The organism is Mediterraneibacter torques (assembly GCF_044591705.1).
In the GTDB taxonomy this organism is placed as follows: Bacteria; Bacillota; Clostridia; order Lachnospirales; family Lachnospiraceae; genus Mediterraneibacter; species Mediterraneibacter torques.
In genome coordinates, this window is the sequence record NZ_CP172594.1 from 2,294,616 (window position 1) to 2,312,628 (window position 18,013).

Here is an 18,013-nt window from a genome sequence, read left to right on the forward strand (position 1 = left end):
TTTTGTATTTTATCAAAAATTCTCCGAAACGTCTTCTAAACCGCATCTTTCAAAAAACTGACACCGTTCTTTTTGCTCCTGATCTTCAACACGGTCAAAAGTTTTTGCTCTTTCAATATGATATCCTATATTTCCCCTGCTTGCTGTCAATGCTCTTTTATATCTAACCAACCACGCAGCCGGAAGCAAAATCGGTGTTTTCAGCCACGGACAAGATGTCTTCATCACCTCATAAGACGGAAAGACCAACTGTTTTACAAACTTGTTCTTTGATTCATACAGCACAGTTCCGTTCCTGCGCGCTGTTTCCCTGCTGCCGAAAATACCGCCTGACAAAGCATAGTTTTCCAGTTCATCCGATACTTCCGTTCTCACAGTTTTCTCATCATCCGAAAACCAAAGCTGTGCCAAAGACCTGATATTCTCCTCAAACTTCTGAAGTTTCAAAGCTTTGAGCTGCCGCTGCACATATGCTTTATCCATTCGTGGCGTTTCCGACAAAATATAAATATCAAGAACCATTCGGATTCCGATGCCGCCTCTCACAAAATGCTCGGCAAGATGGCACACCGAATGCAAGTAATGATCTTCCAAACTCATTTCATATATATACTGTTTCCCTTTTGCATGAATTGCCCGCTCCCAAATATCAGCAAAATAGTCGTATGCATTGGTCAGTCTGAACAGAACATCTCTGTGCATTTCAATCGTCACGCCGTCTTTTTCATATTCGTCATGCTTGATGTTATATCCCCCGAACTTGTATCCGGCATCCTGCATAACCTGTTTTAATTTCTTTGTCTGATCTTCTTTATATAAAATATCCAGATCTCCCATCGTACGAAATTCCGGGTACGGATAAAACTGCTTTGTCCGTATTCCTTTCAATGGCATACAATAAATCCCGTTTTTTTCAAACAACTCAAACAACGTCTCTGCCGCATACGCCTGCTGCGCGTCTTTGTATGCATAATCTTTCAAATAAAAAAACAGTTTTTCCCGATACGGTTCCTCCATAAATACAGGACATTCCTGCAAAAACGGTAAGACTCCGTGTACTCTTGCACACTTTATCACACGTTCGATTTCCTCTTTTGAAATCTGCATCGACCACTCGGACTTGTTTTTCCCCGCCAGTACATCTCTGATGATTTCAATTAATCTTTTTTCTTCTTTCTTCAAAACAATCTCCTTTGCGGCAGTCAAAAATATATTCACCTGAAATATTTATGGACAAAAGCATCCTTTTCAATTTCAAACTTTTCCTTTTTACCGATACATTCAAACTTCGATTTCTCAACGGACTGCACAAAATCAGCAAACTCGTCCTGCAGTTGTCTTGTCGGAACAGGTACTACGATTTTCTTCATAGCGTCATTCATCAGCTTATTATTTCCCACACGACTTACAAACTTATAAGCGATCCGATTCAACAAATATGCCAGATATCTCATATTTACCTTATCGTTTTTTGCTTTCAGTGTTCCACATACATTTGTACAGTTGAATTTTCCGTTTCTGTAAAAAACAGTTCCTGCTTTCGCGCCGTCAGTCGTCCACGTAATATACTCTCCGTCAAAATCAAACGTATCAATAGATCCGAATATACCGTCGTTTGTTGTCTGAGAAGAATATACCGGATATGGACCTTTATGATTTTCTATATACTGCTGATTGATCACTCTGCCTCTCCCGTCAATACATAAATCCTCTACGGAATACCCTTCATACTTTGAAAATACTCCATCGGAAATAAACTCCTCCAAATGAAATATTTGATCAAATTTTGTCCTGATACTATTCTCGTATTTTTCAATTTCAGCATTTTGTCCGTTTATCTTATCATCTAACGCTTTAAGCTCATCGATTATATTCTTCTGGATCTTTGTTTCCGGCGCCTGAACAACCAACGATCTGATCCTTTGTGCGGAAGCTCTGTTGTTTCTGGAAAACCTTTCATATTCACCTTCAGCCTGAAGCGCATACATCATATATTCGGGAAGGATTTTTTCGGTTTTGATCCTTAACACGCCGCAATGATCCGTAGGATAAAAAGGCACACCGGCCGGAATGATATTCACCATCCAATCACCGTCGATTCCCCATATCACCGAAGGACGGCTGTAATCTTTCATATTTTCTTTGTCGATCCTGCCAAACTCTTCATACACATTCGCGCTGTAAACAGGCACTCTTCCTCCGGAAACGATCTCTTCCGACAAAACCCGGTCTCCGATCGTTATATCAAACGTCTTTTCATCAGAAAGGGAATATACCGTCAGGCCCGGATCATCTTTCAGAAGCCGCGTCTTCGTAGTTTTTATAGCTTTGTTAAAATACACCTCGCTAAAACTGATCATATCTTTCGTATGAAGATAATAATAATACTCTTCCAGATCATCTAAAGACACTTCCTCTCCGTTAAACATTTTTCGGATCAGACTTGCAATCGTACGATCAGACATCCTGTTTTCCGCATCATACAGCATCCCGCCTTCATCTATGATCTGTATTCCTTCCTGCCCCTTTCGATTGCTCCATTTATAACCTAAAAACTTCTCCTGACCTTTGTTATCATCCGGAGCTGCCACGATCAATGTCCTTTGATCATAAACAAAAGAGAAATATTTCATTTTTTCCCGTTCTATCTTTTTTACATATTGATAATACTGCTTTGTCAGCAGTTTTTTCTGCTCTTTTTCTGATAATTTACCGAACGTCTTTTGTTTCTGCTTTTCTTTCGTTTTTGATAATGCCAAAAAAGCTTCTTTATACTTTAAAAAATATTTATCTTCTATATCGCCGATATCAACCGCTTCTGATAAGAACCGTTCATAGACTTCAGAACTTACGTCGATCTTTTTCAAATACTGTTCCAATATCGCTTTGTCTTCCCATCCGTCCAAATTACATCCGTTAAAAACAGCGTCGATGCTGTCTTCGATCAAATCGGCTTTTTTCGGCGGTTCATTATATTTTTCCAGAAACAACACAACCGTATTCGTTCCTGTCGCGCCAAACGTCTTATTTCCCATAAGAACGATCGCCCTTATCTTGAAATTCTTTAATATAGATTCCCTTGCGCAGATAAAACTTTCATTTTCCTTATTCAATATACTGCTCGGCAAAATAACCGCCGCCACTGCGTTCGGTTTCAAAAGCTGGGAAATCCTCTCGACAAATAATGTTTCTATTTCAGATCCGTTATTTGAAATAGTATCTAATATAGAAAACGAATTATTTTTAAGCTTTAAATGGGGCTTAAACGCAGATACAGAATACGGAGGATTCGCTACTAAAATGTCAAATGTATTCGGTTTTATATTTTTGTCAGGATAGTTTTCCAGACCGTCTCCGAATATAATATTTCCCTCGCCTGCACCATGCATAAACAGCGAGATCTTAGATACGCGGGCTAATCTGTAATCTTTCTCAATCCCGAAAATATTGTTCTCGGCAAAAGATCGGTCAAGCTCTCTTAAACTATCATTTGCCTTAACACATGCTGAGACAGCTTCAAACCCTTCCGTCAAAAAATGTCCGGCTCCGCAGGCATAATCGATGATCTTCGGCAAGCCCGCACCTTCTTCGGTTTTAAGTATTTTCTCGACGGGCAGACTGTTCCATATAAATCTTGTGATCGGAACAGGAGTAAAAAACTGACCTTCATTCTGCTTAAAGCCTTTGCTGAGCAGTTGTTCAAACAAATCTCCTAACATCTGAAGATTTTCAGATCCTATTATTCTGAATTTTTCAAACAACTGAACAACTTCTACTAATATTTTACCGTTTTGTAAAAATAATTGTTCGTTGTGAACGTCTTTGAACGCAAAATCATTGTTTGTATAAAATTTCAATATACGCAGCGTATGTTTCAGATGAGCGATCATATTTTTTCTCTCTTGTCCGGTATATTGACGAACTAAATTTTCGGCATAGTCATCAGGCACATAAAAAATTTCTTCTTTCATAAATTTTTCCATGCCTTCTTTATGTAGACGCTGAAGCCTGTCCTGCAAACTTTCGTAAGTATCCGTGCCGACTTTGTACTGAAAATCTACGATCTCCTCCATATCTTTTTGAATCTCATCGACTAATTTACAAATAAACAGAGCCACTAAACGGTTAAATGCATTTTCCTTATCCGAAACATTATTATGACGTAAAATCTCTTCAAACTTATTTACAATTTTATTATTGTCCGCAAAATCTTTCAGATCCGCTTTTCTAAGCGGTTTTACCCCGATTTGATATGCGCTTGAATCATCTCTGAAAATTACATCTCCCGAAAATCGCTTTTCATACGTTTCATCCCACACCGAATATAATTCCGAAACTGTATGTGCATTTTTAAATAATTTAATAGAGTCATCTTTTTGGGATAAAGCAACAATATTCGCATCGTCAGAACAATCAATACTTTCCGTATCCCATTTTATCTGCTTGCCTTCATATTTCGACGCATAAAGAACGAGAAACTTACAGCTTCTTTCCTGCTGCCAATATGAGAATAACTGGCCACCATCATTTACTATATTTTTATATTCCTTTTCATATTCTCTGCCGTAAGTTTTACACTCAACAATAAACAGCGTATTCCCTTCCTGATCAGATACGCAAATATCAGCCCGTCCGCCTTTCGACTCATGCCCCAGCGTCCACTCTTTTTCTAAATTTAAATGCTCCGGGCGATACCCCTTGTCAAACAGCCTTGTCACACATTCCAATACGACAAAATTTTCAGGAGCGGAAAAATTGCACGTCGTTCTATTAGAAATCGTCATTCCCCGATCTTCAGGATAGATTATTGTTCTGTTTTTCAAATCCACTTTAATATAACAATCGACAGATGGGAAAAATTTTTCATAAATATGATTTTTCTTTATGTAACCCATTGATAAGAGAAGGTCTTTAATATAACTTTCTGATATCATTTTCGTTTCTCCTCCGGTATAATATTCCGATTTATTATTTTTCTTCATCGACAATTATATCACGGATAAATAATACAGTCATGTATTTTCTAAGATAGCGAAAAATGGCTAATCGATATTATAAAATCACACGATTCTGTTGATAAAATCGTGCGATTTTCATATAATATAATTGAAACAAAGAATTGTATGTTTCAAATGATGATTATGAATATTTCAATGGAAAGGGGATGACGATATGTCAATTACCGCAACTGAATTAAAAGTTAACCTTGGCAAATATCTGTCACTTGCAGAAACAGAGGATATTTATATAACCCGCAACGGAAAAGTCGTAGCAAAACTATCTAATCCATATCAGGACAGAGTGGAGGTTGCTAAGTCGCTGTTCGGAATTCTTCCTGCAGATATGACTTTAGAGGAAGCACAAGAAGAAAGGTTGAATACAATATGAAAGTCTTAGTTGATACCTGTATTATCATTGACGCCTTGCAATCTCGCGTTCCGTTTGCAGAAGCTGCACAAAAGATTTTTATACATTCTGCAAATAAGCATTTTGAAGGATATCTCACAGCAAAGTCAGTTACAGATATATACTATCTGACACATCGGTTAACTCATAGCGATGTGGAAACACGCAAAATTTTGAGCAAACTTTTTACATTGTTTCATTTGTTGGATACTGCTTCTTTGGACTGTCGAAAAGCAATATCTTCTGAAATAAATGATTATGAGGATGCTATTATGGTAGAAACCGCTATCCGTTCAGAGATGGATTGTATTGTTACCAGAAATGTGAAAGACTATACGAAATCATCTATTAAGGTATGTGAACCCTTGGAATTTCTGAGATTATTAGAAGCAGAAAACGAAACTGAATAAAAAATCCATTAGAGATTAACTCTTATATTTCTAATTAAGATACACTCCTTATATATTATTTATGAGGATAATCGAAAATTAGATGTAAAAATTTACTACAATTATATTATATGAAAATCGCACGATTTTATCAACAGAATCGTGCGATTTTATGATATAGATTAGTCATTTTTCGCTATCTGATACTGCACTCGCCAGAGTGCTTGAGCGAGAATCCCCATCTTTAGATGGTGGGAGTATGTCACATCTGTTATAAGTTTAGCATTGAAAGAATTGGAGAAAATATAAAGTGAACAATACTTCTCCATACACATATCTGTTAGGTGGTACAAAGAGGATTTTTATTGTAGAATTCACATACTTTCTTAGAAAAGTAGAGTGGAGGGGAAAGGTGATTTTGGTGTAAATTCGAGGAAGCAATATATTGATTAATCAATATATTGTGCTATAATTAATTCGTGGTGTAATATATGAACAGGTAATAATTATCTTATTTTAGTAAAAAAGGTATTTTATTACCTGTTTTTGTGTTTTGAACCAATATGTAAATTGTTTGTTTGCAAAATGTATTTTGTAAGTATAAAAACGTATTAGACTTACACTGAGCAGTGAAGCAAATAAAATAATTTAGAGGAAAAGAGCAATAATATGCTTTGGTTAAATATTGGGATTATAAGAAAAATAGGTCGAGATATTAAAGTACTGTTTAAGAAAAATGAAAGGATTATGTTGTTTGGTTCTTTATAAACATCATATAAGAGTGAAAAATGGATAGTGGATATAAAAAAATTACGGATATAAATTTTGGAGAATATGATGCTACTAACTATCGCGATAGTTCAAGTAGAGATTTATTTAATCGTATTTTTTATCGTGATAATAGAGTGGATCAAATCTTGGAAAATAACAAGTATTTTGTATTAGGCGATAAAGGTACTGGAAAAACGGCATATTCTGTTTATTTGTCTAATAATATTGTAGATGATACATATGCTTCTATTGTTTATATGGGTGAAACAGAATATGGAAAGTTTGTGAGATTAAAAGAACAAAGGGATTTAATTTTGAGCGATTATACGGATGTGTGGAGAGTGATATTACTTCTTCTTATGTCAGATAAGATATATAAAACAGAAGATCGCAGTATTTTTAATGGTAAATCATTTAGCAAGTTAAAAGAAGCGATTGATGATTTTTATTATTGTGCTTTTAAACCAGAAATAAAATCGGCGATTGAATTTGTAGAACAGGCAAAAGATTCTGCGACAATGGTTTTTGAACATTTGCGTGGAGAAATGGGAGATTCTAAAGAAATTAAATTTAGTGACACTAGATTTCAAAGTAATTTAATGTTTCTTGAAAAGCAATTTATTAGTGCATTAGAAGGTATTAAGGTATCTAAGAAGCATATAATTTTTATCGATGGTATTGATGTTAGACCTGACAATATAAATTATAATGAATATTTAGAGTGTATAAAAGGGTTGGCACAAGCTGTATGGGTGTTAAATACCTCTACTTTTCAAAGTAAAAAATCATTAAAAAAACTTAAGATTATATTATTGATTCGTCCTGATATTTTTGATCAGATGGGGTTACATAACATGAATAATAAATTAAACGATAATTGTGTTTTATTGGAATGGCGAACCACCTATCAGCATTACAGAACATCAGGTTTGTTTGAAGTTGTTGATAAATTATTTCGATCTCAGCAAGACGTTCCTGAATTAAGAAATGCAAAGGTAGGAGAAGCGTGGGATCACTATTTCCCATTTAAAGTGTTTAATCATAAAGAACATGCATTAAGTGATTCGTAAGCGCTTAAATCTTGGGTAGCTTTACTGTCTACGTTTTTAAACTCATAATGATAGTAAATAGATTTTTTCTACACTCCCCTTGATAGGAGATAGAAATTTACTACATTTGGAGGTTTCATTATGAGTAATAAACGTGCTCCAGGACGTTCCTTGGATGAATGGATGGAACTGGTAACCGAATGCAGACAAAGTGGCCTGACAGATGCTGCATGGTGTAATGAACACGGGATATCTCCCAGCTGTTTTTACAATGCAGTTACCCGTCTCCGCAAAAAAGCCTGCCAGATACCGGATCCAGTTGGAAAAGCTAGCACTCTTGACCTTACGTCCCATAAACAGGATGTAGTCCAGATCGCTATAGAACCGGAGTCTTCTCCGGCAGGACTGATTCCAGATAATGGAAACAGTCCTATGCACCTTGACAATTCACATACGATTGAAATCGAAGCAGACGGATTGCTTATACGAATGAGTAATGAGATCAAACCGGTACTTCTGAAGATGCTTATGGATACGCTGAAGGAGTCACTATGTTAGCGGATATCTCAAGTGTTGATGCAATCTATATCGTCTGTGGCAGAACCGATATGCGCAAGTCCATTGATGGATTGTGTGCGATCATCCAGGAACAGTTTTCGATGGAGATCGACCATGCACTTTTTCTTTTTTGTGGACGTAAATGTGACCGCATCAAAGCTATTTTAAAAGAACCGGATGGAATCGTTATGATCTACAAAAGACTGACTGCCCAAGGTTCTTACCGGTGGCCCAGAAATAAATCTGAAGTCCGGAATCTTACATGGCGGGAGTTCGACTGGCTGATGTCTGGCCTTGATATTGAGCAGCCAAAAGCGATTAAGTCAACATGAAAAAGATGCACATAAAACTCGCATTTTTTGCTGTATTTTCAGCACTTTCAAGTCTTGGTAAATCCGCTGTTTTGCTGGGAAAAGTCCCTGTTTTCTGGTATAATGGAAATATCAGAAACAGGAGGAAAAAGCAGTGGCAGACAGTTCTAAAGATATCCAGCTCCATGAGCTGAAGGACATGATAAACGATCTCAAAAAGATGATAAAAACACTTCAGGCAACTGTCGATGCTGCCAATAAACGGGAAGAGTCTCTTACCCAGGAACGGGATAACCTGAAAGAAGAGATAGACCTTCTCCGTAAAAAACTGTTTGGCACCTCCAGCGAAAAAAGAACCATCGATATTCCAGGCCAGTTAAACTTTTTCAATGAAGCGGAACTGGAACAGAATCCAGAAGCTGTAAAAGCAGAGGATCTTGAAGCACTTCTTCCGGAAAAAACAGCAAAAAAACGAAAAGCAAGAGCTACAGACGCTGAACGGTTTAAGGGAGTTCCTGTTGAGAAAAAGTATCTGGAACTTTCTGAGGAAGAGAAACTCTGCCCTTCCTGTGGTACTCCACTGAAAGAAATCGGGGAAGAGTTTGTCCGCCGGGAGCTGGTTTTTGTACCGGCAAAACTGAAAGTATATGAATACTATAGTAAGAACTATGAGTGTCCGCAGTGCAAACTTCAGGATATTCCGGTCATTAAAAAAGGAAAAGATGGCAGAGCCCATATGCTTTATGGAATGGCTTCTGCCGGAACAGTTGCCTGGGTAATGTACCAGAAGTTTTGTAATGGTCTTCCATACTACCGTCAGGAAAAGGACTGGAAACAGTATGGCGTAGAGATCACCAGAGCTACTATGGCAAACTGGGTGATCCGGAATTCCGAAGCGTTTTTTCTTCCTATGTACGAATACTTCCACAGGAAACTTCTGGAACGTGGATTCGCGATGGCAGATGAAACGCCACTTCAGGTTCTGCATGAACCGGAACGCCGCGCTCAGACAAAGTCATATATGTGGCTGTTCCGCAGCGGTGAAGACGGAGGAATACCTATTATCCTCTATAAATATTCGGAGACCCGGGCCGGAGACAATGCTGTGGATTTTCTTCACGGCTTCAAGGGTTATCTGATGTGCGATGGCTATAGTGGGTACAATAAAGTTCCAGATGCCAAACGCACAGCTTGCTGGGCACACATCAGAAGATATCTGGCAGATGCCATTCCCAAAGGAAAAGCTTTGGATTATACCCTGCCATCCGTACAGGGAATGCTGTACATTAACCAGCTCTTCCATCTGGAAGATGTGATCAGATCAAAGTATTCTTCCTTCGATGCTATCAAAAAGGCGCGTCTTGAAAAAGAAAAGCCGGTAGTAGAAGGCTTTTTGTCGTGGCTTGATCAGCAGAACCCTACCCGTGGAAGCAGAATGGATAAAGCTGTCACCTACATTCAGAACCGCCGCTCCTATCTGTCCACCTATCTAGAAGATGGCCGCTGCAGTTTTTCTAATAATCTCAGCGAAAATGCGATCCGTCCATTTACAGTAGGCCGTAAAAACTGGTTGTTCTGTGACACACCAAATGGAGCCCAGGCCAGTGCTGTTGTGTACACTATGGTAGAAATGGCAAAAGCCAATGGAGTAAACGTCTATCACTATCTTACTTATCTGCTGGAAAAAGTGCCTAATGATAGGATGAGCGATGATGAATTAGAACTTCTGGCTCCATGGAACGAAACTGTCAAAGCTGAAATCGAACATCGTGTAAACGAATCAAATCAATTATATGTGAACTGTCAAGGTGCTCCGGCTACTGAAAAGTAGTCGGGGATTTTTTCTATCATACCTAAAAATTAAGCGCTTACTTTTTATCTACTCTTCTTTTATCAATATATGGTTTTAAACGATCATATAGCTGAAGCGCCGATTCCCCTGGCTCTCCTTGAAAAATCCACTTAGGTAGAAAACCTTTTTTCACCATCAAGCCCCAAAAATGATAGTGCGAAGCAACTTGCGTAAGATATATTTCCTTAACTTTAAAAATATCTTTACATGAATAAATTGCATGTCTTGCTTTAAAAAGTTCTTCTGAATTTTCCGCCTCCATAAATTGTTTCGCCGCATCTACTTTTGACGTTTTCCAACTTTTATATCCAAATATTAACCCGGTTAAAGCTGTTAACCAAGATGCAATACCGGAAACTATAACTAAAATTGTATCCAAAGTAAGTTTCATCCTTCATCTCCCTTATTCGTTACTTGAAATTTCACGAAATCATCTTCTCCTGCATGTTAAAAAATATTATTGACTTTATATGGTTAGCTCTAATTCTTTCACCTCTAAACTTATAACTGATTTAAAAAGCTTGTTCAAATATGATCCACATATATTTAATAATCTTCAAATTTACATTTTAAACCATACAACCTTTTCACAATCAGATAACCGCACACACATCCTAACATATTATGAATCATATCATCCCACTCAAACCAGCCCCGGCATAAAATCAACTGGCTCAATTCGATTACAGCAGATATTCCTAATCCTATAGCTGCTGCATGCTTCCATTTAATTTTCTTTGAACAAAGCTTTAATAACCCTCCTATAGGAAAAAATAAAAGTATATTCAACAGATTTTCCTCTAGAAGCATAAAATCATGCTCAAAAATCACCCTTCTCCACGACCAAAACGGAAGTAATTCATACATTCTTTTTCCGGGAGTCCGTGTAAATACTGTGGATGCAAAAACGATACTCAAGAAAATATACAATGCAACCCCCGCAAAAAACTGAATTTTTTTCAATTTTCCACGCTTTAGTTGTATCAACAATACCCCCGTGATCAAAAACAGCAGCACAAGAAATATTATAATCTCCCGAGCCGACCATAAACGATTATGTGTAATAAATATCTGATATAAATCCATCTAATTTATTTTTCTCCAAACCATTTTATTCACAATACCGGTATAACTTTGAATAATCTTTACTACCTTTGTGGATACATTCTCTTCTACGTAATCAGGCACAGGGATGCTTTTACACTGCTTTCCGGCGTCACATGAACTTCTTTTTTATACATGATATAATCTCTTAAAAAACAACATATTTTTTACTTTCCTTCTGCAATTTCCATCAAGTATTCTCCGTAAGGCGTCTTCAACAAATCCTGTGCCACTTTTTTCAACTGCTCTCTATTAATAAATCCTCGTTTATAGGCGATCTCTTCGATACAAGACACGTACAATCCCTGTCTTTTCTGAATTGTCGCAATATAATTAGCGGCTTCCATCAAAGCATCCGGATTTCCTGTATCCAGCCATGCAAAACCACGGCCAAGAAGCTGCATCTTCAATTTTCCGCGCTTCAAATATTCATTATTAACACTTGTAATTTCCAATTCGCCTCTTGCGGACGGAGTAATCGTCTTTGCAATTTCTATAACATCATTATCATAGAAGTATAACCCCGGAATTGCATAGTTAGACTTCGGATGTTCCGGTTTCTCTTCGATTGAAATTACATTCATCTCCGCATCGAATTCAGCAACACCGTACTCTTCCGGATTCTTCACATAATAACCGAATACAGTTGCTCCTTCTTCTCTTTCAACAACTTTCTTCAGAGTCGATGAAAAGCTCTGTCCATAAAAGATATTATCTCCGAGAACAAGCGCCACACGATCGTCTCCGATAAATTCTTCCCCGATAATAAATGCTTCAGCAAGTCCTCTCGGTTGTTCCTGCAACGCATAGGAAAGTTTTAGCCCTATCTGCTCTCCGCTTCCGAGAAGTTCCTGAAACACCGGAAGGTCTCTGGGAGTTGATATAATCAAGATCTCATTGATCCCCGCAAGCATCAATACAGATAACGGATAATAAATCATTGGTTTATCATATACCGGCATAATTTGTTTTGAAATTGCTTTTGTTAATGGATATAATCTTGTTCCTGAACCGCCCGCCAATACAATACCTTTCATATACTCTCTTCTCCTTTGTTAAACCTGACAATAAATTCCACTTTTGACAAATGCGCAACCTTCTTAAACTATCGTTCAAGAAGGATTCTCCGCTTCATGCGGTCACTTCTTATTTGTACATTTCTTCATAATATTTCTGATAATCGCCGCTTGTCACATTTTTCATCCATTCTTCATTTTCAAAAAACCATTTGATCGTAAGTCTGATCCCTTCTTCAAACATCGTATCCGGAACCCAACCTACTTCTTCTTTTATCTTATCCGGCGCGATTGCATATCTGCGGTCATGACCTTTTCTGTCTTCCACATATGTAATCAACTGTTCACTTACTAACTCTTTTCTCGAATCTCCTGCCGGAAGCATCTCTTGAAGCGTATCCAAAATAATGTGGATGATCTCAATATTTTGCTTCTCGTTATGACCGCCGATATTATATGTCTCAAAGAGTCGCCCTTTTTCCTGAACCATATCAATTCCTTTTGCATGATCTTCCACATACAGCCAGTCTCTCACATTTTTTCCATCTCCGTAAACCGGAAGTTTTTTTCCTTGCAATGCATTATTAATAATCAACGGAATCAGCTTTTCAGGGAACTGATACGGTCCATAATTGTTGCTGCAATTCGTAATATTCGCTGGGAATTTATAAGTATCCATATAAGACTTCACTAACATATCTGATGAAGCCTTGCTTGCAGAATACGGACTGTGCGGATCATACGGTGTTGTCTCATAAAAATATGTTCCGTCATCTTCCAATGAACCATACACTTCATCTGTAGACACATGAAGGAACTTCTTATCCGGCTTGAATGTTCCGTCAGGAAGCTCCCATGCAGCTTTTGCCGCATTCAGCATTACAAGCGTTCCTAACACATTTGTCTTCACAAATACTTCCGGATCACGAATGCTTCGGTCTACATGGCTTTCTGCCGCAAAATGTACGACACGATCAATTTCATTTTCCTGAAAAATCTTATGAATCGCTTCCGAATCACAAATATCCGCTTTCACAAAGGCATAATTCTCTCTGTCTTCTATGGATTTCAAATTTTCCAAATTTCCTGCATAGGTCAGTTTATCTACATTGATAATACGAATTTCATCTCCATACTTTTTAAACATATAATGAATATAATTCGATCCGATAAATCCTGCCCCGCCTGTCACTAAATAAGTTCTCATTCTGCATTCCTCCTGCTCTTTCAGCTTACTGCTGCTTCCCTCGTTTCACATTCTCCCTTATCTTTTCTGCTCCAATATAATACCGCAGATTCGTTCCACATCTTCCTCTTTTAAATCTGCATACATCGGAAGCGTCAGCACTCTCTTGGAAATATGAAGCGCTGTCGGTGTCTCATTCACATCATACATTCCATTAAAACAATCAAACGTGTTTGTCAGCGGATAAAAATATTTACGGGCAAAAATCTGCTGCGCTTTCAATGCTTCACACACTTCATTTCGAGATGAGCCAAACTCTTTTTCATGAAATACAACCGGAAAATACGCATAATTCGGCTGTACATCTTTCTGCGGTTTTAATAACTGAATTCCGTCCACTCCCGACAACAATTCCATATATTTCTCAAATACTTTTTTCCGCTTTTCGATCTCCTCATCTACATGTCTCAAATTACAAAGTCCCATTGCCGCCTGAAATTCATTCATCTTTGCGTTTGCACCGATACTGTCTATCACTTCTTCTCCGCGTATACCGAAATTCTTAAGGCGATACAAATCCAAGCCAAACTCCTGATCATGAAACGTAATCGCTCCGCCTTCGATCGAATTATAAACTTTCGTCGCATGAAAACTAAACATAGACGCATCTCCGTAAGATCCGATTCCTCTTCCTTTATATCTCACGCCAAATGTATGAGCCGCGTCATAAATCACTTTCAAACCATATTTTTTTGCAATTCTTTCAATTTCCTCAACATTACATACGTTTCCATAAACATGAACAGGAATAATTGCAGATGTCCGATCCGTGATCAAACTTTCCAACTGTTTCACATCGATTGTATAATCTTCCGGATCAATATCACAAAATACCGGTGTAAGACCATTTCTCACAATCGCGTGAGTTGTCGATGCAAATGTAAACGGAGTTGTAATTACCTCTCCTGATAAATTCATTGCCTGAATCGCAAGTTCTAACGCCATATGTCCATTCGTAAATAAAGAAACGCCTTCCACTCCAAGATAGTCCTGCAATCTTGCTTCTAACTCCTTGTGTTTTGCTCCCATATTTGTCAGCCAATGGCTGTCCCACAATTCTTTAATCTCATCCACATATTCCTCAAACGGAGGCATAGATGATCTTGTCACCAGTATTTTTTCCATCTTTTTCACTTCTTTCAAAATAATTTATTTCTGTTTTTGATAATTTCTAGTTTCAATAAAATGATGAGCAATAATCAAAAGCATAAATATAATTCTGAACAATTCAAAATTTGAGTCACGCCCCTAATTTTCTAGCACTTTCTTTGCTCATCACTCTTCTCCTTTATTCCTCAAAATAAAGCCTTAAATTTTATTCTAACTCGATGTGCAGCCACTCATGCGCTTTCGCCATTACTGCATCTAATTCTTCTCGCGTATCAAAACGGAAAAACATATCTCCGAGAGCCATATTGGCTCCTGTAAAGGGTTTTACATAATCACCTTCTTTTGCTGAAAGATCTACTACTTTCAAATACTTTTTTTCTACCTCGGGATCGACCCAAATCTTTTTCAAAACACCACTCTCTCCCGGTCTGGCATGTACTACCATTTCACACCAATGACCATCACATTCTGTTTGTTTTACAGCTTCAACCGGAAGCCCAACTGCCTTTCGCACCTCATTCTCAATCAAATCAACACCAAAAGCTAATCTCTGTAATTCTGCAATCTTACAGCCCCCTCCCCGAGGAGAAACTTCCATAATATATGGTTTTCCATTTGCAACACACGTTTCTATATTATAGATTCCTGTCTGCATTCCTAATAATTTTACAAGCCTCTGAGTTTCATCTGTCAGTACTTTCTGATGCTCCTCTTTCATCGATGACGGCCATATAATATAAGCAGGAGTATACGGATTGTCCGCCGCAGGATCAAACAACTGATCTGAATATGTTACAAATTTCAATTCTCCATCAACAGTAAACGGATCAGCGCTGGAGTGATATCCTTCAAATGTCAAAAAGTCTTCTATAATAAATGCTCCATTATGCGCTCCGTCTAGTGCTATTTCAATCGCTTCTTCCAAATCCTCCGGTCTTTCTACTCGAGTGACCCCTTTACTTCCTGCCGAATCTGTTGGTTTAACAATCACAGGCCACTGGAAGAACTCAACGTCAGCAAAAGGTGCTTTTTTATCTTCGTATCGCTTTGCATGTGGACAATTAAAGTGATTATCCGCCAAAAATTTGCGAAATAATCCTTTATCCTGTAAGATAGATGCAGCCTCATAAGAGCATTGGAATGGCAGATTCATCTTTTCTGCAACATATGCAGCCGTCACAACTCCCGGATCACACGCAAAAGACATAATTCCATTAATCTGCATTTCTTCAGCAGCGGCTAATACGGCATCTTTATCAATAATACTAATATTTCGATATTCATCAGATAATTTATGAGCATCGTTATCCGGCAAATAATCACATGTAATAACATACACTCCTAATTTATGAGCAGCTTCAATAATCGGAACTAAATATCTTGATCCACCCAAAAGTAATAATTTTTTCATTATTCTTATTCTCCTTTATAACTCTTGCTTTACTTGTTCATACAATCTTGCCACATCTCGATAACGATTTTTTATCTTCTTTGCAGGAACTCCTGCACAAACGCTCCATTCTTCTGTATCATCTTTTACGAAACTCATAGCTCCTATCGATGTACCTTCACTTATGACAACTCCCGGCATAATTACCGCTCCGTCTCCTATCAATACATGACGCTTTATTGTAACCTGTTCAGCATACCTATATATTCTATATTCCATTGGCGCAAAACATCCAAATAAACTTCTCCCACTATAATCATCTGTTCCTGAATGAATGGATACTCTTGCTGCTATCGTCACATTGTCTTCTATCACAATTCCACAATTTCCATCTAATAAACAAAATACACAAATCATCACATTATTACCTATTGTAATATTACCATTTAAAACACAGAAATCTTCAATTCTTACATTATTTCCGATTTCCATTTCTTCTGTATGATATAAACTTGCCTTTCTACTGATAGAAACATTCTTACCTAGAGATTTAAAATGCATTGCTTCCAATTCTTCTTTTGAATAAAACCCGCTCATTTTCATTTCACCTCCACAGTATAATAATGATAAAAGTTTTCCATAACCCGCATCATTACTTCATCCGTAGGAAATTCCAATAAGAGTAAACCTAAACGATCTCTCAAGTGTTGAAACTCAGATATTTCATCTCCAACTTCTTTAAATATCAACTTATCTACAACATATTTTTCCAGTTCCTCTGATAATGTCAATTTCTTCAATATCCCATTTTCTTTTGAATATAAAATACCATAAGCATACGCCTTCTCTTTCATGTTCATGTCCAAATTCATTGGTATATTTTTATTCAATGCTAAATTAACAGCCAACTTACTCATTGAAATACTCGCGCATTTTGACATTAACTCATAAATTCTATTCCCGCTATGTCTTGGATTAATTTCAATGAAATAAATCTCTCCATTAGCTTTTACACGAAGCTCTACATTTAATATTCCAGTACAAACATTAGACGCCTTTATCACTTTCCTTATTTCATTATCAATTTCTTGTTTTAGCTTTTCACCAATTACCTCTTCCGAAAAAATTGTTGCATACGGAATTATACTCTGTTCAACCTCATATACATGTTTACCTAAAAAACTTCCTTTCAGCTCTCCATTTACAACAATACAATCCCCATTAATCTGAAAATCAGATTCAATAAATTCCTCAATAATCGCGCGGCTTGTCCGTGAATTTTCAAAAGCTGACTTAACTGCTAAGTCCAACTCTTTCACATCACTTGCTTTACTTACTCCCACATTTCCACCAATACCATCAACTGGTTTTACAATAACCGGAAATTCAATTTTCTTAAAATCTAGTTGTTCATATTTCGTTATGATCTGATATTTAGGATAATTCATGCCATTTTCTTCTAATAGTATTCTAAAGTTTCCTTTATCTGATATTTTGCTGTAGGTATCCACAGTAATACCTTGCACCCCTAAGAACTCATCTAATTGACTCGCGGCATATAACCCATGTTCTGATGTGAAATATATAATTCCTGCTATTTCTTCTTTCCCAAAATGTTTTTTTAAAGACTCAACATCATATGTACTAATAAAAACATTTTTATCAGCATATTTATGTCCTTCATGCTGAGGATTATTGTCACAAGTTATGGCATAATACCCTGCTTCCTTTGCATACTTTATAATATCTATAACTGTATCATTTGCATCAAATATTAGTAACTTCTTCTGACTCATACTACTCTCCATTCC

The 18,013-nt window shown here is 37.2% G+C and carries 16 protein-coding genes; 6 read left to right on the plus strand and 10 right to left on the minus strand.

The window, feature by feature from the left end; genetic code table 11:
• Positions 1–12: 12 nt before the first annotated feature.
• Together ACH9UM_RS10800 and ACH9UM_RS10805 are read right to left on the minus strand one after the other, a co-directional pair.
• On the minus strand, positions 13–1,182 hold the full coding sequence (locus ACH9UM_RS10800) for a nucleotidyltransferase family protein (RefSeq protein WP_009243276.1): 1,170 nt from the start codon (positions 1,180–1,182) through the stop codon (positions 13–15).
• Between the two features lie 32 nt (positions 1,183–1,214).
• A complete protein-coding gene (locus ACH9UM_RS10805; protein WP_044998274.1) occupies positions 1,215–4,934 on the minus strand; it encodes an N-6 DNA methylase in 3,720 nt (1,239 codons plus the stop codon).
• Positions 4,935–5,172: 238 nt separating this feature from the next.
• Here ACH9UM_RS10805 and ACH9UM_RS10810 point away from each other — a divergent pair, with 238 nt between their 5' ends.
• The 6 genes from ACH9UM_RS10810 (at position 5,173) to tnpC (ending at position 10,315) form a co-directional block, all read left to right on the plus strand.
• Complete coding sequence (locus ACH9UM_RS10810; protein ID WP_287501128.1) at positions 5,173–5,388, plus strand: type II toxin-antitoxin system Phd/YefM family antitoxin; 216 nt, start codon at positions 5,173–5,175, stop codon at positions 5,386–5,388.
• Positions 5,385–5,816: a PIN domain-containing protein gene (locus ACH9UM_RS10815; protein WP_303057175.1), complete on the plus strand. Its 432-nt coding sequence runs from the start codon at positions 5,385–5,387 to the stop codon at positions 5,814–5,816. The genes ACH9UM_RS10810 and ACH9UM_RS10815 overlap by 4 nt, the downstream gene beginning before the upstream one ends.
• Before the next feature lie 767 nt (positions 5,817–6,583).
• Positions 6,584–7,636, plus strand: a complete 1,053-nt coding sequence (locus ACH9UM_RS10820) for a P-loop ATPase, Sll1717 family (RefSeq protein ID WP_400091313.1) — start codon at positions 6,584–6,586, stop codon at positions 7,634–7,636.
• 120 nt (positions 7,637–7,756) lie between these two features.
• Positions 7,757–8,173 carry an IS66 family insertion sequence element accessory protein TnpA gene (gene tnpA, locus ACH9UM_RS10825; RefSeq protein WP_009321018.1) on the plus strand — a complete coding sequence of 139 codons (417 nt, stop codon included), beginning with the start codon at positions 7,757–7,759 and terminating at the stop codon, positions 8,171–8,173.
• Positions 8,167–8,505, plus strand: coding sequence for an IS66 family insertion sequence element accessory protein TnpB (gene tnpB / locus ACH9UM_RS10830; RefSeq protein ID WP_009243282.1), 339 nt, complete (start codon positions 8,167–8,169; stop codon positions 8,503–8,505). Before tnpA ends, tnpB begins: the two co-directional genes overlap by 7 nt.
• Before the next feature lie 133 nt (positions 8,506–8,638).
• Positions 8,639–10,315, plus strand: a complete 1,677-nt coding sequence (tnpC, locus tag ACH9UM_RS10835; protein ID WP_009243281.1) for an IS66 family transposase — start codon at positions 8,639–8,641, stop codon at positions 10,313–10,315.
• Between the two features lie 37 nt (positions 10,316–10,352).
• Here tnpC and ACH9UM_RS10840 read toward each other — a convergent pair whose 3' ends face one another.
• The 8 genes from ACH9UM_RS10840 to ACH9UM_RS10875 form a co-directional block, all read right to left on the minus strand.
• Positions 10,353–10,727: a hypothetical protein gene (locus ACH9UM_RS10840; RefSeq protein ID WP_178832673.1), complete on the minus strand. Its 375-nt coding sequence runs from the start codon at positions 10,725–10,727 to the stop codon at positions 10,353–10,355.
• Positions 10,728–10,882: 155 nt separating this feature from the next.
• Positions 10,883–11,422 carry a VanZ family protein gene (locus ACH9UM_RS10845; protein WP_282928588.1) on the minus strand — a complete coding sequence of 180 codons (540 nt, stop codon included), beginning with the start codon at positions 11,420–11,422 and terminating at the stop codon, positions 10,883–10,885.
• 185 nt (positions 11,423–11,607) lie between these two features.
• Complete coding sequence (gene rfbA, locus ACH9UM_RS10850; protein ID WP_282928587.1) at positions 11,608–12,477, minus strand: glucose-1-phosphate thymidylyltransferase RfbA; 870 nt, start codon at positions 12,475–12,477, stop codon at positions 11,608–11,610.
• A 109-nt stretch (positions 12,478–12,586) separates the two neighbouring features.
• A complete protein-coding gene (rfbB, locus tag ACH9UM_RS10855; RefSeq protein WP_303145171.1) occupies positions 12,587–13,663 on the minus strand; it encodes a dTDP-glucose 4,6-dehydratase in 1,077 nt (358 codons plus the stop codon).
• 57 nt (positions 13,664–13,720) lie between these two features.
• Positions 13,721–14,827: a DegT/DnrJ/EryC1/StrS aminotransferase family protein gene (locus ACH9UM_RS10860; RefSeq protein ID WP_306543513.1), complete on the minus strand. Its 1,107-nt coding sequence runs from the start codon at positions 14,825–14,827 to the stop codon at positions 13,721–13,723.
• Between the two features lie 190 nt (positions 14,828–15,017).
• The gene (locus ACH9UM_RS10865) at positions 15,018–16,223 is read right to left on the minus strand and encodes an ATP-grasp domain-containing protein (RefSeq protein WP_306543514.1); all 1,206 of its coding nucleotides are present in this window, start codon (positions 16,221–16,223) and stop codon (positions 15,018–15,020) included.
• Between the two features lie 15 nt (positions 16,224–16,238).
• Positions 16,239–16,799, minus strand: a complete 561-nt coding sequence (locus tag ACH9UM_RS10870; protein ID WP_306543515.1) for an acyltransferase — start codon at positions 16,797–16,799, stop codon at positions 16,239–16,241.
• 2 nt (positions 16,800–16,801) lie between these two features.
• Positions 16,802–17,998 carry an acetyl-CoA carboxylase biotin carboxylase subunit family protein gene (locus tag ACH9UM_RS10875; RefSeq protein WP_306543517.1) on the minus strand — a complete coding sequence of 399 codons (1,197 nt, stop codon included), beginning with the start codon at positions 17,996–17,998 and terminating at the stop codon, positions 16,802–16,804.
• Positions 17,999–18,013: the final 15 nt, after the last annotated feature.